General features: G+C 65.5%; 15 protein-coding genes. 5 read left to right on the top strand and 10 right to left on the bottom strand.

Going from position 1 to position 21246, the window contains the following annotated elements; translation table 11 throughout:
- Window positions 1-139: 139 nt before the first annotated feature.
- On the bottom strand, window positions 140-1369 hold the full coding sequence (locus QY049_RS18460; RefSeq protein WP_194480213.1) for a cytochrome P450: 1230 nt from the start codon (window positions 1367-1369) through the stop codon (window positions 140-142).
- 130 nt (window positions 1370-1499) lie between these two features.
- On the opposite strand from QY049_RS18460, the gene QY049_RS18455 reads away from it, so the two are divergent.
- Window positions 1500-2120 carry a TetR/AcrR family transcriptional regulator gene (locus QY049_RS18455; RefSeq protein WP_194480211.1) on the top strand — a complete coding sequence of 207 codons (621 nt, stop codon included), beginning with the start codon at window positions 1500-1502 and terminating at the stop codon, window positions 2118-2120.
- 15 nt (window positions 2121-2135) lie between these two features.
- Here QY049_RS18455 and QY049_RS18450 read toward each other — a convergent pair whose 3' ends face one another.
- The 3 genes from QY049_RS18450 to QY049_RS18440 form a co-directional block, all read right to left on the bottom strand.
- A complete protein-coding gene (locus tag QY049_RS18450; RefSeq protein WP_194480209.1) occupies window positions 2136-4721 on the bottom strand; it encodes an EAL domain-containing protein in 2586 nt (861 codons plus the stop codon).
- Window positions 4722-4878: 157 nt separating this feature from the next.
- Entirely contained in the window at window positions 4879-6180 is a 1302-nt protein-coding gene (locus QY049_RS18445) for an MFS transporter (RefSeq protein WP_194482620.1), read from the bottom strand.
- An 87-nt stretch (window positions 6181-6267) separates the two neighbouring features.
- Window positions 6268-8697, bottom strand: a complete 2430-nt coding sequence (locus QY049_RS18440) for an EAL domain-containing protein (RefSeq protein WP_194480208.1) — start codon at window positions 8695-8697, stop codon at window positions 6268-6270.
- 287 nt (window positions 8698-8984) lie between these two features.
- Here QY049_RS18440 and QY049_RS18435 point away from each other — a divergent pair, with 287 nt between their 5' ends.
- On the top strand, window positions 8985-10151 hold the full coding sequence (locus QY049_RS18435) for an ABC transporter substrate-binding protein (RefSeq protein ID WP_194480206.1): 1167 nt from the start codon (window positions 8985-8987) through the stop codon (window positions 10149-10151).
- Between the two features lie 6 nt (window positions 10152-10157).
- On the opposite strand, the gene QY049_RS18430 is transcribed toward QY049_RS18435, so the two are convergent.
- The 4 genes from QY049_RS18430 to QY049_RS18415 all read right to left on the bottom strand — a co-directional run bounded on the left by QY049_RS18430 (window position 10158) and on the right by QY049_RS18415 (window position 14850).
- Window positions 10158-11135, bottom strand: coding sequence for a hydroxyacid dehydrogenase (locus QY049_RS18430; RefSeq protein ID WP_194480204.1), 978 nt, complete (start codon window positions 11133-11135; stop codon window positions 10158-10160).
- Window positions 11136-11147: 12 nt separating this feature from the next.
- Window positions 11148-13037 carry a TRAP transporter large permease subunit gene (locus QY049_RS18425; RefSeq protein WP_246755716.1) on the bottom strand — a complete coding sequence of 630 codons (1890 nt, stop codon included), beginning with the start codon at window positions 13035-13037 and terminating at the stop codon, window positions 11148-11150.
- Between the two features lies 1 nt (window position 13038).
- The gene (locus QY049_RS18420) at window positions 13039-14070 is read right to left on the bottom strand and encodes a TRAP transporter substrate-binding protein (RefSeq protein WP_194480200.1); all 1032 of its coding nucleotides are present in this window, start codon (window positions 14068-14070) and stop codon (window positions 13039-13041) included.
- Window positions 14071-14406: 336 nt separating this feature from the next.
- The gene (locus QY049_RS18415) at window positions 14407-14850 is read right to left on the bottom strand and encodes a DoxX family protein (RefSeq protein ID WP_194480198.1); all 444 of its coding nucleotides are present in this window, start codon (window positions 14848-14850) and stop codon (window positions 14407-14409) included.
- Between the two features lie 95 nt (window positions 14851-14945).
- Here QY049_RS18415 and QY049_RS18410 point away from each other — a divergent pair, with 95 nt between their 5' ends.
- The 3 genes from QY049_RS18410 (at window position 14946) to QY049_RS18400 (ending at window position 19389) form a co-directional block, all read left to right on the top strand.
- On the top strand, window positions 14946-15866 hold the full coding sequence (locus QY049_RS18410) for a LysR family transcriptional regulator (RefSeq protein ID WP_194480196.1): 921 nt from the start codon (window positions 14946-14948) through the stop codon (window positions 15864-15866).
- 232 nt (window positions 15867-16098) lie between these two features.
- Entirely contained in the window at window positions 16099-17571 is a 1473-nt protein-coding gene (locus QY049_RS18405) for a caspase family protein (RefSeq protein WP_194480195.1), read from the top strand.
- A gap of 150 nt (window positions 17572-17721) precedes the next feature.
- The gene (locus QY049_RS18400) at window positions 17722-19389 is read left to right on the top strand and encodes a SulP family inorganic anion transporter (RefSeq protein WP_194480193.1); all 1668 of its coding nucleotides are present in this window, start codon (window positions 17722-17724) and stop codon (window positions 19387-19389) included.
- A 6-nt stretch (window positions 19390-19395) separates the two neighbouring features.
- On the opposite strand, the gene QY049_RS18395 is transcribed toward QY049_RS18400, so the two are convergent.
- Together QY049_RS18395 and QY049_RS18390 are read right to left on the bottom strand one after the other, a co-directional pair.
- Window positions 19396-19758, bottom strand: a complete 363-nt coding sequence (locus QY049_RS18395) for a hypothetical protein (protein WP_194480191.1) — start codon at window positions 19756-19758, stop codon at window positions 19396-19398.
- Window positions 19759-19878: 120 nt separating this feature from the next.
- Window positions 19879-21189 carry a Spy/CpxP family protein refolding chaperone gene (locus tag QY049_RS18390; protein WP_194480189.1) on the bottom strand — a complete coding sequence of 437 codons (1311 nt, stop codon included), beginning with the start codon at window positions 21187-21189 and terminating at the stop codon, window positions 19879-19881.
- Window positions 21190-21246: the final 57 nt, after the last annotated feature.

The following is a 21246-nucleotide window of genomic DNA, read 5'->3' as shown; positions in this document are numbered from 1 at the left end:
CCCCTCGGCCAATCCGGCACCCGGGTCAAACCCAAGCTGACAAACCAAGCTTCAGGCGCGCCGGAACTGCCCCTTATATAGGGGGAAGTGTGGCGAAGTCACAGCGACTGTTGCGCACGGAGGTTAACGCGCCCCCGGCCTACCAGCTGGCCGGAAGCTGCTTCAGGCCCCGCAGCACGAAGGTCGGGCGCCATTCCGGGTTTTCGACGTCGTCGATGCGCAAATCCGGCAGCCGCCGCAGCAGCGTGGCGATGGCGACCTCGGCCTCGATCCGCGCCAATTGGGCACCCAGGCAGAAATGGATGCCGCCCCCGAACGACAACGGCCGAACGTTCGGCCTGGTAATGTCGAGCCTGTCGGGGTGGTCGGGATAGACCGCCGGATCATGATTGGCAGAGCCAAGCAGGCAAAGGACGGTCTCGCCCTTGGGGATGGTCTTGCCGCCGAGATCGTCGATCTGCTCCAGCGCGACACGCCCGGTCATCTGCACCGAGGAATCGTAGCGCAGGAACTCCTCGATCGCGTTGGTGATCAGGTCCGGCTGCGCCTTCAACAGCGCGAGCTGGTCCGGATTGCGATGGAGCGCCAGGAGGCCGTTGCCGATCAGGTTGACGGTGGTCTCGTGGCCGGCGCCGAACAAGAGGATGATGTTGGCGGTCAGCTCCTCGTTGGTGAGCTTGTTGCCGTCTTCCTCGGCCTGCACCAACTGGGTGATGAGGTCGTCGCCGGGATTGCGGCGGCGCAGCTCGAACAGCTGCTGGAAATACATCTGCGCCATCATGTTGCCGGCGTTGCCCTTGGCGATCTCCTCGGGCGAGAGCGGCACCGGATCGAGCAGCCGCCCGCCGTCGCGCGAGCTCTTGTAGAAGACCTCGCGATGATCCTCGGGAATGCCGAGCATCTCGCAGATGACGGTGACAGGCAGGCGGAAGGCGAAATCCTCGATCAGGTCCATGTGGCCGCGGTCGATCACGGCATCGATCGCCTGGTCGACGATCTCCTGGATGCGCGGCCGCATGTCCTCGACGCGGCGGGCGGTGAAGGCCTTCACGACGAGGCCACGCAGGCGGGTGTGATCGGGCGGATCGGATTGCAGCATCCAATGGCTCATGCTGCGGAACACCGGCTCGTTCATGATCTCGGGGCTGTAGCGGCGCTTGGAGCGCTCGACGAAATCCTTGCCGAAGCGCTTGTCGCGCATCACCAGGCTGACGTCGGCGTGGCGGCTGGCGACGAACTGGCCGAACGGCGTCACATGAATCGGATCGATCGTACGGAGCCGTTCGTAATGCGGATAGGGGTCGCGGATGAAGTCCGGCGACAGCGGGTTGAACAGCGGTCCGCCTGCGGGTTGCACTTGCTCGTTCACGGTGACCTCACATCGGTTGCCGCATGACACGATACGCGAGGCCTGCCCCGAAGCCCGGCGTAACCATCCCTGTGAATTATCAACTCGATACATTGTTGTATCGAGTTGCATTCTGCCCTAAAATGGCTCGATGTCAAGGGTAAGAACCAGACCGACCAGGGACGACACGCGCGAGGCGCTGTTCGAGGCGGCCGCACGCGTGTTCGAACAGGACGGCATCGGCGGCGCCAGCATCGAGGCGATCGCGGCGGAGGCGGGCTTCACCCGCGGCGCGTTCTATTCGAATTTCGGGAGCAAGGACGAACTGATCTTTGCCATGCTCGAGGACCATGTCGAGCGATCGATCCGGCGCAACATGGAGATCCTGGCGCGGCACAAAAATCTGGACGACTTCATCGCAGCCTTGAAGACGATGGATCTCGGCCGGCAGGATCCCCTCGCCCGCTCGCCCCTCCTGCATATCGAGATGATCCTGTTCGTCGCACGCGCCGAGAAGCGCCGGCCCGAACTCGCCAAGCGCCTGCGGGCGCGACGCAAGCTGATCGCCGACATCATCGAGGCGACATTGAAGGACGGCGCCAAGGGCGAGACGCTGAACCCGCCCTGGATGGCCTCCGTCGTGCTGGCGCTGGACGACGGCTTCCGCCTTCACCGCCTGATCGACCCTGAGACCACGCCGGCCGACAGCTTCTTGCGCGCGATCACGGATTTGCGGCGCAGGACGGGATTGGCGACGGACTTTAGCTCATGAAAAGAAAGTGGTCGCCTAAGCCGATCGCTTCACCGCACTAAGATCCACCGGCCTGACATCGAGCCGGCCGAGCATCGCCCTCGCCTGCTCGGCGCAATGCTCGATCAGCCAGCGCTCGAAGGCGACAGGCGCGAGCGCGGGGGCGTAGAGGAAGCCCTGGACGACGTCGCAGCCGAGCTCGGCCAGCATCTTGCGCTGGCCCTCGGTCTCGACGCCTTCGGCGACGACGGTCATGCCGAGGCCCTGGCCTACGCGCACCACGGCGGTGGCGATCGCCAGCGCGCCGGCATCCTTCTCGATGTCGCGCATGAAACTGCGGTCGATCTTCAGCTCGCGGATCGGCAGATGCGCGAGGCGGCTGAGGCTGGAATAGCCGGTGCCGAAATCGTCGACCGACAGGCCAATGCCGAGCGCACGGATCGCGTGCATCGTCTCCAGCGCGGCGGCGCCGTCCTGCATGAAGGTGCCTTCGGTGATCTCCAGCATCAGCGCATCCGGCGGCAGCTGGTATTCGGCGAGGATGTCCTCGAGCCGCGCGGCCAGCGTGACGTTGCGGAAATTGATCGGCGACAGATTCACCGAGACGGAGGGAATGTTGAGTCCTGCGCTGCGCCAGCTCGCCATCTGCCGGCAGGCCTCGCGCACCGACCACAGCCCGATCTGCTCGATCAGGCCGCATTCTTCCGCGAGCGGAATGAACCTTGCCGGCGAGACATCGCCGAGCGCGGCATCGTGCCAGCGTGCCAGCGCCTCGACGCCGTGGATGGCGCCGTCGCCGCTGCGGATCTGTGGTTGGTAGCTCAGGCTCAGCGCATTGTCGGCGATGGCACGGCGCAGCGCCGCGATCATCGCCAGCCGCTGCTCGGCGAGGCCGTTCATCTCGGCAGAGAACATCCGATGGGTCGAACGTCCGGCCTGCTTGGCCATGTACATGGCGGCGTCGGCCTGCTGCATCAACGTGTCGATGTCGGTGGCATGATCGGGATAGAGGCTGATGCCGATGCTGGCCGACAACGGCATCAGCTTCGATCCGAGCCGCAAGGGCGCAGCCAGCGCCTCGGCAATCCCGGCCGCCACGCGCTCGGCGCCCTCGGCATTTCGGCTGGGCAGCAGGATGACGAATTCGTCGCCGCCGAGGCGGCCCAGCATGTCCTCGGGACCGATCTGCTCACGCAGGCGCTGCGCCAGCTGGATCAGCAGCTCGTCGCCGGCGGCGTGGCCGAGCGTGTCGTTGACGTCCTTGAAATGATCGACGTCGAGAAAGGCGAGTGCGACATGCCCGCCGGTCGGACAGGCATCGATCGCGGTCGTGATCAGGTGCCGCAGCTGCGCGCGGTTCGGCAGGCCGGTGAGGATGTCGTGATAGGCGAGCCGCGCGATCTCGGCACGCGCCTCCTTGCGCTCGATCGCGAAGGCGCCGAGGTTGACGCAGGCATCGACGATGCGCCGGTGCCAGTTGCTCGGTGCGCGCGGCTCACGGAAGTAGAAGGCGAAGGTGGCGATGACACGGCCGTCCTTGGCCTTGATCGGTGTCGACCAGCAGGCGTGAAGCCCGACTTCGAGCGGCATGGCCTTGTAGGGCTGCCAGCGCGGATCGGTGTCGAGATCTTCGGCCAGCACCGGCTCGCCATAGAATGCCGCGGTGCCGCAGGAGCCGACATTGGGGCCGATCGGGATGCCGTCCAGTGCGCGGGAATAATCATCCGGCAGGCTCGGACCGCCGAGCGGATGGATCAGACCTGCGGAATCGACATGGAGCAGCGAGCAGACGACGTCAGGCGCAATCTGCTCGACGCGGCGGCACAGCCGGTCGGCGATCTCGGTGATCGGCACCTCGTCGGCGAGCGCGCTCATGATGAGCTGCTGCAGCGAGCGCAATTGCCTGCTCTCGGTGATGTCCTCGAGCAACGCGAAGATGTGCTTGACGCGGCCGTTCTTGTCGCGGAAGGCGTCGACCCGGGCAGAGACCCAGATCTCCTCGCCGTCCTTGGTATAGACCAGCGTTTCGACCTCGCCGCGCCGGCCGCCGTCGAGCAGCCGCTTGACCAGCTTCGCAATCGCCGTGCGGTTGGTGTGGCAGCCGGCGATCAGTTCGCCTGCGCGCCGCCCCTCGGCTTCGCCGCTGGTGTAGCCGAACAGCGTCGTGAAGGACGAATTGACGTAACGGATGTTCTGCTCGACGTCGGTGATGATCACCGCGCGATTGGTCTGGTCGGAGACCGCGTTGAGCAGCCCGATCCTGACGCGACGCTCGGCCTCGGCGGTGACGTCGCGTGCAAACACGATGTGATGGCTGACGCCCTCGATCGTCGCCGACGACAGTGCAATCAGAACCTTGATCCGGCTGCTGTCGCGCCGCACCAGGCTGATCTCGTCACGAAAATCAACGACTGGATCGGCCTGAAGGCATTTGAGTGAGAGGATTTGCGAATCGCTGCCGAGCACGTCGGCGCGCGCGAGCCTCCAGATCCGCTCAGCGCCGGCGTTGAAATGGGTGATGCGATGCGCGCCATCGACGATGACGATGCCGTCGTCGGCGCATTCGAACGCCGCGCGCAGCACGTCTGGCATGTCCGTCACGGGGCAGTCGGAAGCAGTCATCGTTGGACCCGGCAGCATCGAGAAAATGCGGCAATCCGTCCCAAGTTAACGCGTCGATGGTGTCCAAGACGTTCTTGCAACCGGCTCGCACGCAGCCAAGCCGCGACATGCTTAACATTCCGCGAAGGATACGAAGGTAATCCGGTGCAGAAGGAACCTAGCTTGCGCCGGTTCCCGCCTGGAGCTTGTGCAACCGGCCGGCCACGGCCCGCACCTTGCCGGGCGAAGCCTGCCAGACCGACAGCGCCGACAGGCCGCTGACGACGATGGCGATGGCAAAGGCGAGCGTGTAGTCGCCGGCGCGATCGTAGAGCAGACCCGTCAACCAGGGGCCGGCCGCCCCGCCCGCCAGCGCCGCAAGCATGATCATGCCGAATATGCTGCCCTGATGGCGGCCCTGGAAGATCTCGAACACGACTGCGCCCATGATCGAGGTGAGGCCGTAGCCGAGCGCGCCTTGCGTGAACACCATCAGCCAGACCAGCCAGAACGACGGCTGGTATTTCAGCGCGATCAGCGCCACGAAGCAGATCGCGAAGCCGGCGCAGCTGATCGCCCAGACTGCTTCCCGACCGATGCGATCGGAGATATGGCCGAGGAAAATCTGCCCGGGAATTCCGAGCAGGCTGACGGCGCCGAGCGCCCATACCGCGACACCAGGGCTGAAGCCGATGTCGAGCAGGAATTTGGTCTGGTGCACCTGCACAGCGTACCAGATGTACAGGCCGCAGAAATAGCCGAGCGCGATCCACCAGAAGCGCGTGGTCGCAACCGCCCGCCTCAGCGTCCAGTCGGTGGCGGCCCAGACGGGATCGACGACGTTGGAAACCGGCTTCGCGGCACCCGCCGCCGGCGCAGCGTCGCCGTCCGGCTGGAGGCCGATGTCCTCTGGACGCTTGTGCAGCAGCAGATTGATCGGCGCCAGCACGATCAGGATCATCAGGCCCATCGCGGTACAGGCGGTGCGCCAGCCGGTCTGCTCGATCATGTGCTGCACCCACGGCAGCAGCGTCACCGAACCGACGCCGACGCCGGCAAAGGCGATGCCGATGGCAAAGCCGCGCTTGCGGATGAACCAGTTCGGCAGGAACAGGGACTGGCCGGAATAGCCGAGGCACACGGAACCGGCACCGACCATGACACCGATCGTCAGATAGAGATGCCAGGGCTGGGTGGTGAACGGCGCGAGCAGCAGCCCGCCGGCCATCAGCGCGACGCCGAGCTCCATCACCGCGCGCGGCCCGGCGCGATCCATCAGCCGGCCGATCAGGGGGCTCGCCACCCCGGACGCCACGAAACCGAATGAGAAGGCGCCCGCGGTGACGCCGCGCTCCCAGCCGAATTCGGACAGGATCGGCGGAAAGAACAGCGAGAACGAGGTGCGTGCGTTGACGCCGATGGCCATGGTGACGAAGGTCACGGCGACCACGACCCAGCCGTAGAAGAATCGAAGCCGCATTTTCTTATTCATCCCTGGACGGTCCTTCGGACCATCTGGGCGCACGCCGGTCAAGCGAATTTCGCGAAGGCCGGTTGCGTGGCAGCGTCAGGCCGCGTCGCGCTGCGAGCCCTCGGCCGGCGCGTCGAGCCCGATCTGGTCGATCGGCTGCGGGCGGCCGAACAGATAGCCTTGCGCGAAATTGACGCCGAGCGCCTTCAGCCGCTCGAACTCCTCCGAAGTCTCGACACCCTCGGCGGTGACCGACATGTCGAGCCCGCGCGCCAGGGTCACGATCGAGGAGATGATGGCGGAGGAGCGCGGTTGATGCGTGAGGCTGCGGATGAACGATTTGTCGATCTTGATCTTGTCGAACGGAAACGCGGTGAGATAGCTCAGCGAGGAGTAGCCGGTGCCGAAATCATCGAGCGCGAGCTCGATGCCGATGTTCTTGAGCCGCTGCATGAAGGCGTGGTTCTCCGCGCCGCGCTCCAGCAGGACGGATTCGGTGATCTCGATCTCGAGCCGTTGCGGCGACAGGCCGGAATCCCGCAAGGCCGCGCAGATGACGTCGAACAGATCGGCTTCCTTGAACTGGATCGGCGACAGGTTCACCGCGACCATCAGGTCGGACGGCCAGTCCGCCGCATCGGCGCAGGCGCGGCGCAGCACGAACTCACCCAGCGGCACGATCAGCCCGGTCTCTTCGGCGAGCGCGATGAACTGATCCGGCGGGATCAGGCCGCGGACCGGATGCCGCCAGCGCACCAGCGCCTCGAAGCCGCGCCGCACACCGGCGCCGACATCCATGAACGGCTGATAGTGCACCTCGAGCTGGCAGCGCGCGATGGCATCGCGCAGATCGCCTTCCAGCGTGTTGCGCGCCTCGAGCTCGACCGACATCGCCTCGTCATAGATGGTGAAGCAGTTGCGGCCCGCCGATTTCGAACGATAGAGCGCGAGGTCGGCCTTCTTCAGCAGTTGCTCCTGGTCGCTGCCGTGATCCGGCGCGATCGCAATGCCGATGCTGGTACCGATCTCGACGCGATGTCCCGGCAGCAGGAACGGTTCGGCGACCAGCTTGGCGATCCGCGCCGCCAGCTCGGTCGATGAAGCGCGCTGATCCTCGCAGCCTTCCTGGATGACGGCGAACTCATCGCCGCCGAGCCGCGCCAGCACGTCGGTGGCGCGCACCGCGGATTTCAGCCGCTGCGCCACCAGGCGCAACAGCGCATCGCCGGCGCCATGGCCGAGGGAATCGTTGACGTTCTTGAAACGGTCGAGATCGAGCATCAGGATCGAGAAGGTCCAGCCGCCGCCGTCCTCCAGCTGGCCGTTCAGATCGTCGAGCCGGGAGAGGAAGAAGGCGCGGTTCGGCAATCCGGTCAACACATCGGTTTGCGCCAGCTCCAGCACGCGCCGGTTGGCCAGCGAGAGCCGCCGCGAATTGCGGCTGGCGAGCATCAGATAGGTCGACAGCGACAGCGTCAGCAGCATGCCGACGATCAGCACGGCGCCCGCGCGATCATAACTCGTCTCCAGCGCACCGCCGGCGGCCGGCATTGCGCGGACCTGCCAGTCGGCATCGCCGATCCTGAGATGGCCCGACCAATGCCTTCCTCGGGCCACGTCGCGCATCGATCGCGGCGCCGTGGTCGCCGATGCAAAGTCGGGGAGAGTCTCCGCCAGACTGACAATCCGTCCCGTGAAGGGCGGATAGATGTTGATGCTCACCGCAGGGTTTGCCCCGGTCGTCACGCGAATGGCCTGCATCAACAGCGGCAGGTCGAACACGCCGACGACGTAGCCCGCGAGGTTGCGGCGACGGTCCGCGATCGTGTCACGCGAGGTGCCTTTGGCATAGACGGGCACGGAGACGATCACGTCGTGCTGGTGGCCCGTCTCACGCACAGCATAGAGCGGTCCGCGGATCGCAACGATCCGGTCATTGTCACGCGCGCGTTCAAGCGCAACACGACGTTCCGGAACACTTCCGTAGTCCATTCCATAGACGGGCGAGGTCTTCGGTTGGGTCGAGTAGAAGACGGGAAAATATTCGTCGCTCTGGGGAGCAATCGCGAGTTTGTCGCCCTGAAGCGATTTAATATGGTAGCTGGAGATGCCGTCGGCGACCGCGGCGGCCTCGTACTCGGCCCGCTCCTTGCGGTTGACGAGCGGCAGCCAGGCGACGCGCAACATGCCCGGATGGCGTTCGAACAGGCGGGCGCTGAAGGTCTCGAACTCGCTGCGGGTGATTTCGTCGTTGGCCGACTCGAACAGGGTCCGCAATGCTACGAGCCGGCTGATATATTCGCTCATGCCGTTCTGCATGACGATCGATTCGGTCTCGGCCGCGTTTTCGAATTCGAGCTTGTTGACGCGATCTTCCCATCGCGCCACCGCGGCGGCGCCCGCCAGCGAGAACAGCAGGCCGACGCCGGCTGCCACGAGCGCAGGACGATGGAGCCCGATCAACGTCGCGAGACGCCGCGCGGTCGCACGTTTCCGATCCTGATCATTCTGATCGCGATCGCCCATTTCCGAAGCCGTCGTCCCCTCTCCGCGGCGGACTGAACTTCTGGTTGAGCCGCCGGGATGGCCATCGGACAAGGACCGCGGTTAAGAACTGCCCAATTTCGGAACCCGGCCTTCCCGCATTGCACCGGGTAGTTAACGAAATGCAGGCGTGAAGGCGCACATCTCGCCTAAACTGCCGGTTTTACCCGGAGTACTACGGGGGCCGCATCGCGCTCCAGATTAGTCCGCGATTCAGCCTGCCGGGTTACATTGCGCAGGTCTTTCCCAGCGTCCGACGTGACTTTCAAATGACTCGACTTCGATCGGCGACACGCCTCGTTCTGATCTCCGTGTTGCTGGCCGCGATCGCCTTCGCGGCCAGAGCCGGCGAGGTCGGCGTGAGCGACGACGCAATCCTGTTCGGTCAGGCGGCCGCGCTCGAAGGTCCGTCTTCGGCGCTCGGGCAGCGGCTCCGGTATGGCATCGTCGCGGCGTTCACCGAAATCAACGCCAAGGGCGGAATCCACGGGCGCAAGCTGCAATTGATCAGCCGCGACGACGGCTACGACCCCGACCGCTCGGTGGCGCAGACGCTGCGGCTGATCGACGACGACAAGGTGTTTGCGCTGATCGGTGCGGTGGGCACGCCGACTGCAATGGCGACGATTCCGATAACGAGCGCTCGCGATATCCCTTTCATCGGACCGTTCAGCGGAGCCAAATTCCTGCGCGACCTCGAACTCGCCAACGTCGTGAACATCCGCGCAAGCTACGGCGCCGAGACCGAAACGCTGATCAAGCATCTCGTCGAGGACCGCCACTTCACCCGGATCGGCATCTTCTACCAGGACGATTCCTTCGGCCGTGACGGCCTCACGGGTGTGAAGAACGCGCTCGCCAGGCGCGGCCTCGAACTCGCCGCCGAAGGCACCTTCGAACGCAACACCCGCGCGGTCGGCGCTGCCTGGCGCACGATCAAGCGCGCCGAGCCGGAGGCTATCGTCATGGTCGGGACCTATGGACCCAGTGCAGAGTTCATCAAGCTCGCGCACCGTAGCGGCGTCTATCCGACCTTCGCCAACATCTCCTTCGTCGGCGCCACCGCGCTCGCCAAGGAGCTCGGCCCGGACGGCGAAGGCGTCGTCGTCGCGCAGGTCGTGCCGTTTCCCTGGGATCGCTCGATCAGGCTCGTCGCCGACTACCAGGCTGCACAGAGCGCGTTCGATCCGACGCTGGCACCGGACTTCGTCTCGCTCGAAGGCTATCTCTCCGGCCGCCTCGCGGCAGCCGCGCTGGAAAAGACCGGACCTGACCCGACCCGCGCGGGCCTGCTGCGCACCATCAACGAGGTCGGCCGCTTCGACATCAGCGGCAGCATCGTCACCGTCGGCGTGCGTGCGATGGAGACGCCGCCAAAGGTGTTCTTGACGGTGATCCGGAAGGACGGCACGTTCAAGGCGATCGACCGGCTGTAGGACAGTTCACGGCCGCCGCGTCCAGCGCTCGGCGTTGACGGCGCCCTGCGGGGCCTCGCCCTTGATGATCGCCTCGACCTGCCGCACGGTTTCCAGCGACTGATATTCGATCGCCTGCGGCGTCAGCCCGCCGACATGCGGCGTGGCGACGACGTTGGTCAGCTTTGCCAGCTCCGGCGTCGGCATCTGGTCGGGTGCGCGGCCGACATCCATCGCAGCACCGGCGATGCGGTTCTCCAGCAACGCCTTCGCGAGCGCGGCTTCGTCGACGAGATTGCCGCGCGACAGGTTGATGAAGACGGCTTGCTTCCGCATGCGCGCCAGCGCCGCCTCCCCGATCAGTTTCTCGGTCTGCTCGTTGGCGATGGCGAGGCAGACGACGTAGTCCGATGCGGCCAGGAGCTCATCGAGCGTGACCTGCCTGATGGCGCCGTCGGCAACGGTCGCGAAGGGATCGGAGACCAGCACTTCCATACGCATCACCTTGGCGATCTCGGCGAGATATCGCCCGATGCTGCCATAGCCGATGATGCCGATCGTGCTGCCGGCGAGCTGGCGGCCCATCCGCGCCTCCGGCTTGCGGCCGGCCTGGTAGTCGGCGGTGGCCCGCGACACGCCGCGGGAGAGATCGACCATGAAGCCGACCGCGAGCTCGGCGACTGCCTGCACGAAGCCGGGACCGGCACGCGTCACCAGCACGCCGGCTTGCGAGGCGGCATCGACATCGACGTTCCTGATATCGACGGCACAGCGAACGAAGGCACGCAGGCGCGGCAATTGCGCAAAAATCTCGCCGCGGCCTTCGGTCATGCGATCGGCGACAATTATGTCGGCGTCCTTCGCAGCACTGACGAGGCTCGCGGAATCCAGCGCCTGATCGCCCTCGTGCAGGATCACGTCGGCAATCGCACGCAGGCCATTCAGGCTGCGATCGCCGTAATAATTGCGACGCATCTCCGGTGTATGAGCCAGCAGGACTTTCACGGCAACACTCCCTCAGTAGCCGAATGCGCGCGGCAACGCGGTGCTCAGCCACGGCACGAAGGCGATGACGAGCAGGCAGAGGAACAACAGGCCGAGATAGCCCAGGATCGGCTTCACCGTCTGCTCGATCGGCACGTTGCCGATCAGGCAGGCGCCGTAGAGGCCAAGCCCGAGCGGCGGCGCGAACAGGCCGACGCCCATCGCGATGACAAGCACGACGCCGAAATGCAGGGGATCGATGCCGAGCTGCACCGCGACCGGCAACAGCAACGGCCCGAAGATGATCAGCGCGGCCGCGCCCTCCAGCACCGAGCCCATCACGATCAGCACGGCGATGGCGAGCAGGATGAACAGCCAGGTTCCGCTCGTCTTGGAAAGTCCCAGCATGAAGTCGCCGACCGCATGCGGCACCTGCTGCAAGGTCAGCGTGAAGGCCAGCGACTGCGCGGCGGCGACGATGAACAGCACCAGCCCGGCACGCGTCGCCGCCTGCACGAAACTATGCGCGGCCGATCTGAAGCTGAGCTCGCGAAACACGACGCTGCCGACCACGAGCGCGTAGGCGACCGCAAAGGCCGAGATTTCCGTGGCCGTCGCAAAGCCGCTCTTGAAGCCGAAGAAGATCATGAAGATCAGACCAAACGAGGCGACCGCACCGCTCCACAGGCCCGACACCGGAACCTGCGGCTCGACCTCCTCGGCGTCGTCAGGCGTCTTGCCGAAGATGATGGAGAAGGCGATCAGCACCGCCGCCATCAGCGCCGCCGGCAGCAGCCCCGCCATGAACAGGCCGCCGATCGAGAGGTTTGCGACGAAGCCCAGGATGATCAGATTGATGCACGGAGGGATCGTTTCCGCCATCACCGCGGACGCCGCGAGCAATGCCACCGCGCTGCCCGGATTCTGCTTCGAGCGGCGCGCCGCCGGGATCAGCACGGAGCCGACGGCCGCGACATCGGCCATCTTCGAGCCTGAGATGCCGGAGAACAGCACCATCGATGCCACCATCACGACGTTCAGGCCGCCGCGCATGCGGCCGACCGCACGCTGCAACAGCTCGATCAATCGCACCGACATGCCGTTGGCTTCCATGAGGTAGCCGACCAGGATGAAGAACGGGATCGCCAGCAGCACGAAATTGTCGATGCCGCGCGCCATCTGCTGGGCGAAGATGACACCGGGCAGCGCCCCCTCGACCCAGATGAAGATCAGCGCGGCCAGCGCCAGCGCGAAGCCGATCGGCAGACCGCCGAACAACGTCGCGAAGAAGCCGACCAGCATCAGCGCGCCCGCCGACGGCACCGATGACGGAGAGAGATGATCCCAGGCGAGATAGAGGGCGGTCACGACGGCGACCGCAGCGAGCCCCCTTGCAATGTCAGGAAGCGGCCTGGCGCAGAGGTGATCGATCGCGAACACCGTCATGAACAGCGCGCCGATCCCCATCGGGTAGAAGGTGAGCTCCAGCGGCAGGCCCGAGCCGGTGGTCTGTCCTGATGTCAGCGATCCCAGCTTGATCGCGTTGTAGGCGACATAGCCGGAGATCAGCACGACGAGCACCGCGCTCGCGGCATCGACGAGCGTACGCAGTTGCCCCGGCAGCAGATCGCGGAAGAAGGACACGCCGACATTCTCGCCGCGCGCGAGCGCGCTCGCCGCGCCGAAGAAGGCCGATCCGACCATCAAGCCGCGCGCGACGTCGTCGGACCACTCGACCGGCGCATTGAAGAAGAAGCGCAGCAGCACGGAGCCGCACACGACCGCGAGATCGGCGGCCAGCAAGATGGCCGCGATCGCGTCGCTGCAACGAAGCAGCAGCGCAATGCTCCCGTGTCGACCGCCCGAGAGCGCCACGGCTTCCGACACCGTCAACTCGGATCTGGCCAACCCGGATTTGGCCATCTCAGGCTTGAGTCGAGCGAATGATGTCGATGACGGCCTTGGATTCCGGCCGCGCCTTGATGAAGTTCTCGATCTGGGGCGCCACGCGCTTCTTGAACGCCTCGCGGTCGCATTCGGCCACGGTCACGCCCTTCTCGGTCAGAGCCGCCAGCGCCTCCTTCTCGACCGCAAGCCCATGGGCGCGCGTGTCGACCGCGGCCTTCTTCGCCGCGTCGAGGAAGCCTTCACGGAGCTTCGGATCCATGCGGTTGAAGGTCATGTCGCTGAAGTAGATCGCAAGCGGCGAGAAATTGTGCTGGGTCAGCGCGTAGGATTTTGCCGTCTCGTAGAACTTGCTGGCGAGAATCGTCGGCGGATCGTGCTCGAGGCCGTCAAGCACGCCGGCCTGCAACGCCGTGTAGATTTCGCCGAAGGCCAGCGGGGTTGCGGCCGCGCCCATCAGGCGCAGGCATTCCGTGATGACGGGATTGGGCAGCGTGCGGATCTTGAGTCCGGCGAGATCCTCCGGCGTCTTCACCGGCTTCTTCGCAAGCACGCTGCGCGAGCCGAAATTATAGGCCCAGGCGATGATGCGGATGTTGCTGCCCTTGAGCAGGGCGTCCTCGATCGGCTTGGCGGCGCCGGCATCGAACGCCTTGGTCTGCTGCGGGAAGCTCGCGAACAGAAAGCCGAGGTCGTAGGTGCCGACCAGCGGCACGAGATTGGCCGAGATCGACGAGCCCGACACCATGAGGTCGATGACGCCGAGCTTCACCGAATTGATGACGTCGATTTCCTGACCGAGCTGGTTATCGGGGAAGAAGGCGACCTCGACCTGCTCGCCGAGGCCGTTGGCTTTGATCTGCTTCACGAGGTTGTCGTAGTAGACGCGGCCGTTGGCGAATTTGGGATCGTTCGGCAGCGAGGAGGAGCATTTCAGCTTCAGCGTTGCCGCTTCGGCGCGGCCGATGATGGCGGGAGAGAGCACGAGGCCGGCGGTCACCGCCGTCGACGACTTGATGAACGTGCGACGGCTGAAGGGCACGATGGTCATGGTGTCTCTCCCCAATATTTATTGTTCGTTGGCCGCAGTCGTTGCCACGGCCTGTTGCGCGGACTGTATGGCCAAAGCGACGGGGCAGGCAAGGCTTGCGGCCGGGGAGATGCGGGCGCGCGAGCGGCAGGCGCAACGGCACAGATCGTAGCGGAACGCCTATATTTGCCGATGTTTTCGATCATGCCGCATCGCGGCCGAGCGAAGGCTATGCAAGATTGACGCAGATCGATCCAATTCAGGTATGGATCAATGCCGAACGCAGATTGATGGCTGCGCAGCAAAAAGCTGCGGGACCGAGATCCCGCAGCTCTTTCATTTCATCGATAGAGCGGATCAGCGCGACGGCGCGACGCTCAGCTGTCCGCTCGCCGCCTCGACATCGCGCGAGGGCCGCAGTGCGAAGGCCCCGTCGCCGAGCAGCGCCTGCGCGACCAGCGCGATCGCCCAGAACGCGGGAAATTCCCAGCCACCCTTCGGGTTGGTGAAGAAAAAGCCGGCCGCACCATGCACCGTGAAGATCGCGCCAAGCAGGACGGGAATGCCGGCCAGCGCGGCATAGCGGGTCCAGACGCCGAGGATCAGGGCAATACCGCTGAGAACTTCCACAGTCATCACGAGATAGGCGAGTTCAGGCGGGAAGCCGAGGCTGCCGAAGAACTTTGCAGTCCCGGCGGGCGTGAAAACGAACAGTTTCAAGCTGGCATGGGCCAGGAACAGCGCCCCCAGGGTCACGCGCAGCACCAGCGCGGCGTAGGGAGCGGTACGGGAATCGATCATAGCGGTCTCCATTGTTGGCCGATCAATGATCTATTCTCAGGGGAATGATAATCTGCTATTTTGGAAATATACCTCACACCATTAGAGTGAGATAGATGCTTGACCGCCTGACCAGCCTGGAAGTCTTCGCCAAGGTCGCGGCAAACGGCAGCCTGTCCGGCGCCGCCCGGGCGATGGGGCTGTCGCAAACCATGGTGACCAAGCACGTCGCCTCGCTGGAGTTGCGGCTTGGCGTCAAACTGTTCCACCGCACCACGCGGCGGCTGTCGATCACCGAGGCCGGTCGACTCTATCTTGAATCCTCCGAGCGGATTCTCGCCGACATGGAGACGGCCGATGCCGCGGTCGCGCGCGAGCGCGTCGAGCCGCGCGGTTCGTTGCGGGTCAACGTGCCCGTCGTGTTCGGCACGCGCCAGATCGCGCCACTGATTGCGGACTTCTCGGAGCGCCATCCTGAGGTCACGATCGAGCTTGGCCTCAATGATCGCCTCGTCGATCTCGCCGAGGAAGGGTGGGACCTCGCCATCCGTATCGGACGCTTACGCGACTCCAGCATGGTGGCGCGAAAGCTGGCGCCGAACCGCCTCGTCGTCTGCGCCGCGCCTTCCTATCTCGCGAAGCACGGTACGCCGCGCAGCGTGGCCGACCTCGCCGCACATAATTGCCTTGGCTACACGCTCTCGCAGCAGGCAAGCGCGGCGGAATGGCTGTTCGGCGCGGACGGCGAGATCCGTGTTCAAGTCTCCGGCAATCTGCGTGCCAACAATGGCGATGCGCTGCGCGCGGCAACACTGGCCGGCCTTGGCCTTGCGCGTCAGCCGACATTCATCGTCGCCGATGACTTGCGCGCCGGCACGCTGGTTGCGCTGCCGCTCGACCAGCCGGAGATGCAATCCTCCGCGGTGCATGCGGTCTACCTGCCCGATCGACGGCCGCCGGCGAAGGTGCGCGCCTTCATCGATTTCCTCGCCGCACGCTTTGCACCTGTTACACCCTGGGACCGCGGACTATTCTGACATCGCACGGCGCAACGCGTCGGCTCAGGCAGGGCCCCTGCCCCATTTTGCCGCACGCCTAAAGCACGACGAATGGTCATCGCGCTTTAGGTTGTTGTTTAGGCACGAACTTTGGAAAACCGCAGCACACTTTGCCGGATCATGCTCGAGCGTGAGCTAGCGCACAGACAGGGCAATGGCAGACGACTAGAAAAGGTGACATCCTCGCGCCATTGCCGATGGAGGTGACGCCATGCGCCGTCCAGTCCTTTGCAATCTGATCTTTGCCTCCGGCCTCCTTGCCTTCGCCCAGTTGATGACACCGACCCAGGCCGCGGCCGAAGCGCGGCTTGCGCTGGTGATCGGCCAGTCAGCCTATCGCACGGTGCCGGAACTGCCCAACGCCGCCAATGACGCCAGGGGCATGGCCGAACTGCTCGGCAATGCCGGCTTCGCCGTCACCGCGGCGCCGAACCTCGCGCAGAACGAGATGCGTCAGGCGATCTCGGATTTCGCCGGCAAGGTCGGCACCAGCGGCGCCGACACCGTCGCGCTGGTGTTCTACGCCGGCCACGGTCTTCAGATCGACGGCGAGAACTATCTCGTACCCGTCGATCTCGATCCCAAGCGCGAGGCCGACATTCCGTTGCAGGGTGTGCGGCTGAACGATCTGCTCAACACGCTCGGCGCGCTGCCGACGCGAGCGCGCATCTTCATGCTCGATGCCTGCCGTAACAATCCGTTCCCGGCACTCAGCGGTGCGGGCCACGGGCTGGCCATCGTCGACACCAAGGCCGGCGCGCCGGGCTCTTTCATCTCGTACTCGACCTCGCCCGGTGCGGAAGCCGAGGACGGCAATGGCGCCGACAGCCCCTACACCACGGCAGCGCTGACCGTCGCCAAGCAACCGAACTTGCCGATCGAGGAAGTGTTCAAGCGCATCCGCATCGCGGTGGCGCAATCCACCGATGGTCGGCAGATCCCCTGGGAAAGCTCGTCGCTGACGAGCGACTTCAAATTCTTCGGCGACGGCAGCGGCGGTCAGCCGTCTGCTCCGGGTGCGAATTCGATGGCGCTCGCCAGCGCCACGCGCGGCGTCGAGGACTGGCGCAAGGATCTGCAGGGCAAGGACGCCAAGACCGCCTATGATCTCGTGATCGCCGACGACACCGTCCCTGCGTATCAAGCCTATATCGAGCTTTACGCGCAGGACGTCCGCACGCCACGCCTGCGCTCGGTGCTGGAGCGCCGGCGCCAGATGCTGGCCTGGGACCGTGCGGTGGCGATCAACACCCGCGCCTCCTTCGAGGCTTACCTGGCGAACTGGGACAACAGCGACCTCGCCGCGACTGCGCGCCGGCTGCTGCTCCGTGTTCAGAACCGCAATTATGCCCTGCCGGTTGCCGCCGCTGCAGTGCCGGTCGCCGTCGCCATGGCGCCGACCTGTCCGTGCTCTGCACCCACGCCGCCGGCGACGCCCATCAACCCGGCGGTTGCGCCCGTGATCAAGAAGCGCGTCGACGACACACCGCCCAAGCGCAAGGTCGTCAACACGCCGCCGAAACGCCGGCCGCCGCCTGACGAAGTCGTCGTCGAGCACGCGCCGCCTCCCGGCCCGCCCCCCGGCGCGGTGATGCAAGGCATCGGCATCGGGATTGGCATCGGCATGGGCATGGGCGGCGGAGGCCGTGGCGGCGATTATCACAACGATCGCGGCAGATACTGAGACCGCCGCACTGCGATAGAGACCAGTGTCCGCAAGCGTCGCTTGCGGACATTTCTGTTGATGGCGGAGCTCTGGCATCATCTGCCGCCCTCGAACGCGGAAATGCTGTAGTCTGATCGACCGACACGCGCTTTCGGGGATTCGACATCGATGCCAAACGACGCTCAAACCAAAGGCTCATGGCCGCTGTTCGGCTCGCTCGCGTCCTTTGCCCTGCCCGGCGATCTCATGGCGGGGCTGACCCTCGCGGCCATTGCGATCCCCGAGCAGATGGCGACCGCGCGGCTCGGCGGCTTCGCACCGCAGATCGGCTTCTTCGCCTTCGTGGCGGGCTCGCTCGGCTTTGCTCTGCTCGGCGGCAACCGCTTCCTGTCCTGCGGCGCCGATTCCACGATCACGCCGATTTTCGCCGGCGGGCTTGCCGCAGTGGCAACTGCCGGCTCACCTGAATATCAGGGCCTCGCGATCGCGCTCGCCTTGATGGTCGGTGCGATGATGCTCGCCGGCGGCGCGTTTCGGCTCGGCGGCATCGCGAACCTCTTGTCGATGCCGGTGATGGTCGGCTTCCTTGCCGGCATCTCCGTCCACATCATCGTATCGCAATTGCCGGGCGTGCTGGGGCTGGAATCGCCTGGCGGCCCGACGCTCGATCGCATCGGCGTGCTCGCGAGCGAGATCGGCCGCACCAATCCGATCACGTTCTGCATCGGCTTCGGCGTACTCGCTGTGGTCTTCATCTCCGAGAAGATCAGCGCCAAAATTCCGGGCGCGCTGATCGGGCTCGTCGCCGCGACGCTGGCCACGATCGCACTCGGTCTCGAGAGCAAGGGCGTCAGCGTCGTCGGCACAGTGCCGGGCACGCTGCCGCGACCGACCTTCCCCGCGCTTGCACCCGAGCTCTGGGTGCGGCTGGTGCCGCTCGCCTTCGTGGTGACGGTGGTGGTGATGGTGCAGACGGCGGCCACCACGCGATCCTTCCCGTCCGATCCCGACAAGCCCGCCGATGTCGATCGCGACTTCCTCGGCGCCGGCGCCGGCAGCGTGCTGTCGGGCCTGTTCGGTGCGTTTCCGGTCAATGCCAGCCCGCCGCGCACGGGTATCGTCGCCGAGACCGGCGGACAGTCGCAGCTCGCGGGCCTTGCGGCAGCGGCGATCGTGCTGCTGCTGCTCGCGTTCGGAACGGGGCTGCTGCGCCATGTGCCTGACGCGGCACTCGGCGGCATCCTGCTGTTCGTCGCCTTGCGGATCATCCGCACCAGGCAGATCGTCACGATCTACCGCCAGTCCTTCAGCGAATTCCTGTTGATCGTCGCCACCGCCGCACTGATCATCGTGCTGCCGATCCAGCAGGGCGCCTTCCTCGGAATCGTGCTGTCGCTGCTGCACGGCATCTGGAGCACGACGCGCGCACGTCTCGTCGAGTTCGAGCGCGTGCCGGGCACCACGATCTGGTGGCCGGCGCATCCGCACATTACCGGTGAGCGCGTCGCGGGCGTTGCCGTGATCGGGCTGCAAGCACCGCTGTCCTTCCTCAACGCGCCGGGCTTCCGCAGCGACGTGACCAAGGTGCTGAGCACGACGACGCCGCAACTCCTGATTCTGGAAGCAAGCGGCATGGTCGAGATCGACTTCACGGCCGCGCAGATACTGCTCGAGGTCTTCAAGGTATGTAACGCACAAGGCATCACGGTCGCGCTGGCTCGGCTGGAATCGGTACGCGCGCAGGACGCGTTCGAGCGCTTCGAATTGTTCGATGTCCTGCCGAAGGAGCACGTCTTCCACAGCGTGGACGAGGCCGTACACCGGCTGGCGAAGTAACCGCCGTTACTGAACCAGCGCCGGATGATCCCGCTGCGCCGTTTCGCGGATCCAGCTGGCATGGATCGCGCGGAACAGGATCTGCGCGGTCTTGAGGTCGTTCGCCATCATGCAGAGATCGACGATGCGACGCACCGCGTCGTCGCGCATCAGGCTGTCGGAGATCTTCATCGCGATCTCCATCGCGACTTTTGCCGCACGCTCATAGCGCGCACTGTCGTGCTTGTCGTTTCGGGCACGTCCGGCGGCGCTCTGGGCCGCGGCGTCACAGATGGCCCGGATTCGCGCGGCGGCCTCGATGTCGCCGAGCGGCCATTCGATCGCTTCATCCCAGATGTCCGCCGCCTTCCGCTTCGCGAACCACTTCATCGCCCACCACCCGCGGTCTTCCGGCCGCCGATCTGCCGCGCTTCAGGCTCAACTCAGCATAGAGAGACCAATCGAGATCGGCGAGACGATTTTTACGTCACGATCTTTCGCTGGGCGCATTCAGGATGTTCGACGCGGTCCAATGGCCTCGAACTGCGCCTTCTGCTCGTCGCTCAGCGTGCCGTAGAAATCCTCCAGCGCCGCGCGAACCGACTTGACGCCGTCGAGCATGACATCGAGCCGCTTGCGGACCGCGGCCATGCGCGCCGGCGGCGTCATTACGTCGCCCGGCTGACACGCCGCCTTCAGCGATGCGCCGACCTTGGCGCTGGTATCCTGAAGCACTTGCAGCGCTGCGCGCTGGGTATCGTCGGGACGAAGCCTCGCCTCGATGTCGGCGCCGGGCCAGTCGAGCGCAGCGGGCGCACCGCAGTTCTGGACCAGCGACGCCCCGGCGTTGCCCGAAGCCGTCGCGCGCCGCTGGTCGTCGGCCAGCGCATTGAAGCGCGCCTTCTGCTCGTCGGTGAGTGAGTCATAGAATTTATCGAGGGCCGGTTGAACGAGATCGACGGCCTTCTCCATCGCCTCGATGCGCAGCTGCATCGCCGCCAGCCGGCCGGGCGCCGTCGCCGCGACTTGCGTCGGACAGGAAGCGCGGATCATCCCGGCCGCATCGGTCGAGGCATTGCCGAGTTCGTCGAGGCTTGCACCCTGCGCGTCGGTCGGCTGCACCGCGGCGGCAATCTGGTCGATCGGCAGACCGACGATCTCGCGGCGATCACTGCCGCAAAGCTGATCCAGCGCAACGCCGCGCGCTTGCCGACGTCCCTGCGGTCGCGGCGGCAGATAGGCCGACAAACCATCATAGCCATAGGGCCCGAACAGGCCGGCATAGATGTCCTGAAAGCCGTAGCCCCAGAAGCCGAGCCCGTCGCCCCAGATCGTGTAGTCGTAGAGGTCATTGTAGGCGAACGGCCAGAATAGCGGTCCGACCCAGCCGTAACCGCCTCCTGCATGTTGCCACCATCCGCTGCTCGCACCATGCCAGCCGGCGAGTGCTGCCGCCGCTGCGATCTGGGCGCGCGCCGCGGGATTGCTGATCAGGCGACCGTTGCGGAAGGCACTGGAACGCGGATTGAGCGCGTTGCGGAAATTCGCCGGGCGGACGGCCGCATTGCGGATCTGACCGAAGTTCGGACCGCCATGTCGAGCGCCGACCGCAAAGCGAGGCCCGCCATGATGCCCGCCGCCATGCGCATGCCCACCGCCATGCCCGCCACCATGATGGCCACCGCCATGCCCGCCACCGTGATGACCACCGCCGTGCCCGCCACCGTGACCGCCGCCACCGTGTCCACCTTTGCCAAGAGCAGCACCCGCCAACATGCAGGCGAGCACCATCACGGCGATTCCAGCACTCGGTCGCAACATCGCATCCTCCCGAGAGAAGCCGCGCCATTGAGGCATCGAAAATTGGAACCGGCACGG

Source organism: Bradyrhizobium sp. WYCCWR 13022, assembly GCF_030435535.1.
GTDB lineage: Bacteria > Pseudomonadota > Alphaproteobacteria > Rhizobiales > Xanthobacteraceae > Bradyrhizobium.
This window is presented reverse-complemented; position numbering and strand designations above follow the sequence as displayed.

Excerpts from the sequence above, each read along its gene's own strand:
- QY049_RS18455 (WP_194480211.1), top strand. The coding sequence starts at position 1,500 with ATGTCAAGGGTAAGAACCAGACCGACCAGGGACGACACGCGCGAGGCG.
- QY049_RS18450 (WP_194480209.1), bottom strand. The coding sequence starts at position 4,721 with ATGACTGCTTCCGACTGCCCCGTGACGGACATGCCAGACGTGCTGCGC.
- QY049_RS18445 (WP_194482620.1), bottom strand. The coding sequence starts at position 6,180 with ATGCGGCTTCGATTCTTCTACGGCTGGGTCGTGGTCGCCGTGACCTTC.
- QY049_RS18440 (WP_194480208.1), bottom strand. The coding sequence starts at position 8,697 with ATGGGCGATCGCGATCAGAATGATCAGGATCGGAAACGTGCGACCGCG.
- QY049_RS18435 (WP_194480206.1), top strand. The coding sequence starts at position 8,985 with ATGACTCGACTTCGATCGGCGACACGCCTCGTTCTGATCTCCGTGTTG.
- QY049_RS18425 (WP_246755716.1), bottom strand. The coding sequence starts at position 13,037 with ATGGCCAAATCCGGGTTGGCCAGATCCGAGTTGACGGTGTCGGAAGCC.
- QY049_RS18420 (WP_194480200.1), bottom strand. The coding sequence starts at position 14,070 with ATGACCATCGTGCCCTTCAGCCGTCGCACGTTCATCAAGTCGTCGACG.
- QY049_RS18415 (WP_194480198.1), bottom strand. The coding sequence starts at position 14,850 with ATGATCGATTCCCGTACCGCTCCCTACGCCGCGCTGGTGCTGCGCGTG.
- QY049_RS18410 (WP_194480196.1), top strand. The coding sequence starts at position 14,946 with ATGCTTGACCGCCTGACCAGCCTGGAAGTCTTCGCCAAGGTCGCGGCA.
- QY049_RS18405 (WP_194480195.1), top strand. The coding sequence starts at position 16,099 with ATGCGCCGTCCAGTCCTTTGCAATCTGATCTTTGCCTCCGGCCTCCTT.
- QY049_RS18400 (WP_194480193.1), top strand. The coding sequence starts at position 17,722 with ATGCCAAACGACGCTCAAACCAAAGGCTCATGGCCGCTGTTCGGCTCG.
- QY049_RS18395 (WP_194480191.1), bottom strand. The coding sequence starts at position 19,758 with ATGAAGTGGTTCGCGAAGCGGAAGGCGGCGGACATCTGGGATGAAGCG.
- QY049_RS18390 (WP_194480189.1), bottom strand. The coding sequence starts at position 21,189 with ATGTTGCGACCGAGTGCTGGAATCGCCGTGATGGTGCTCGCCTGCATG.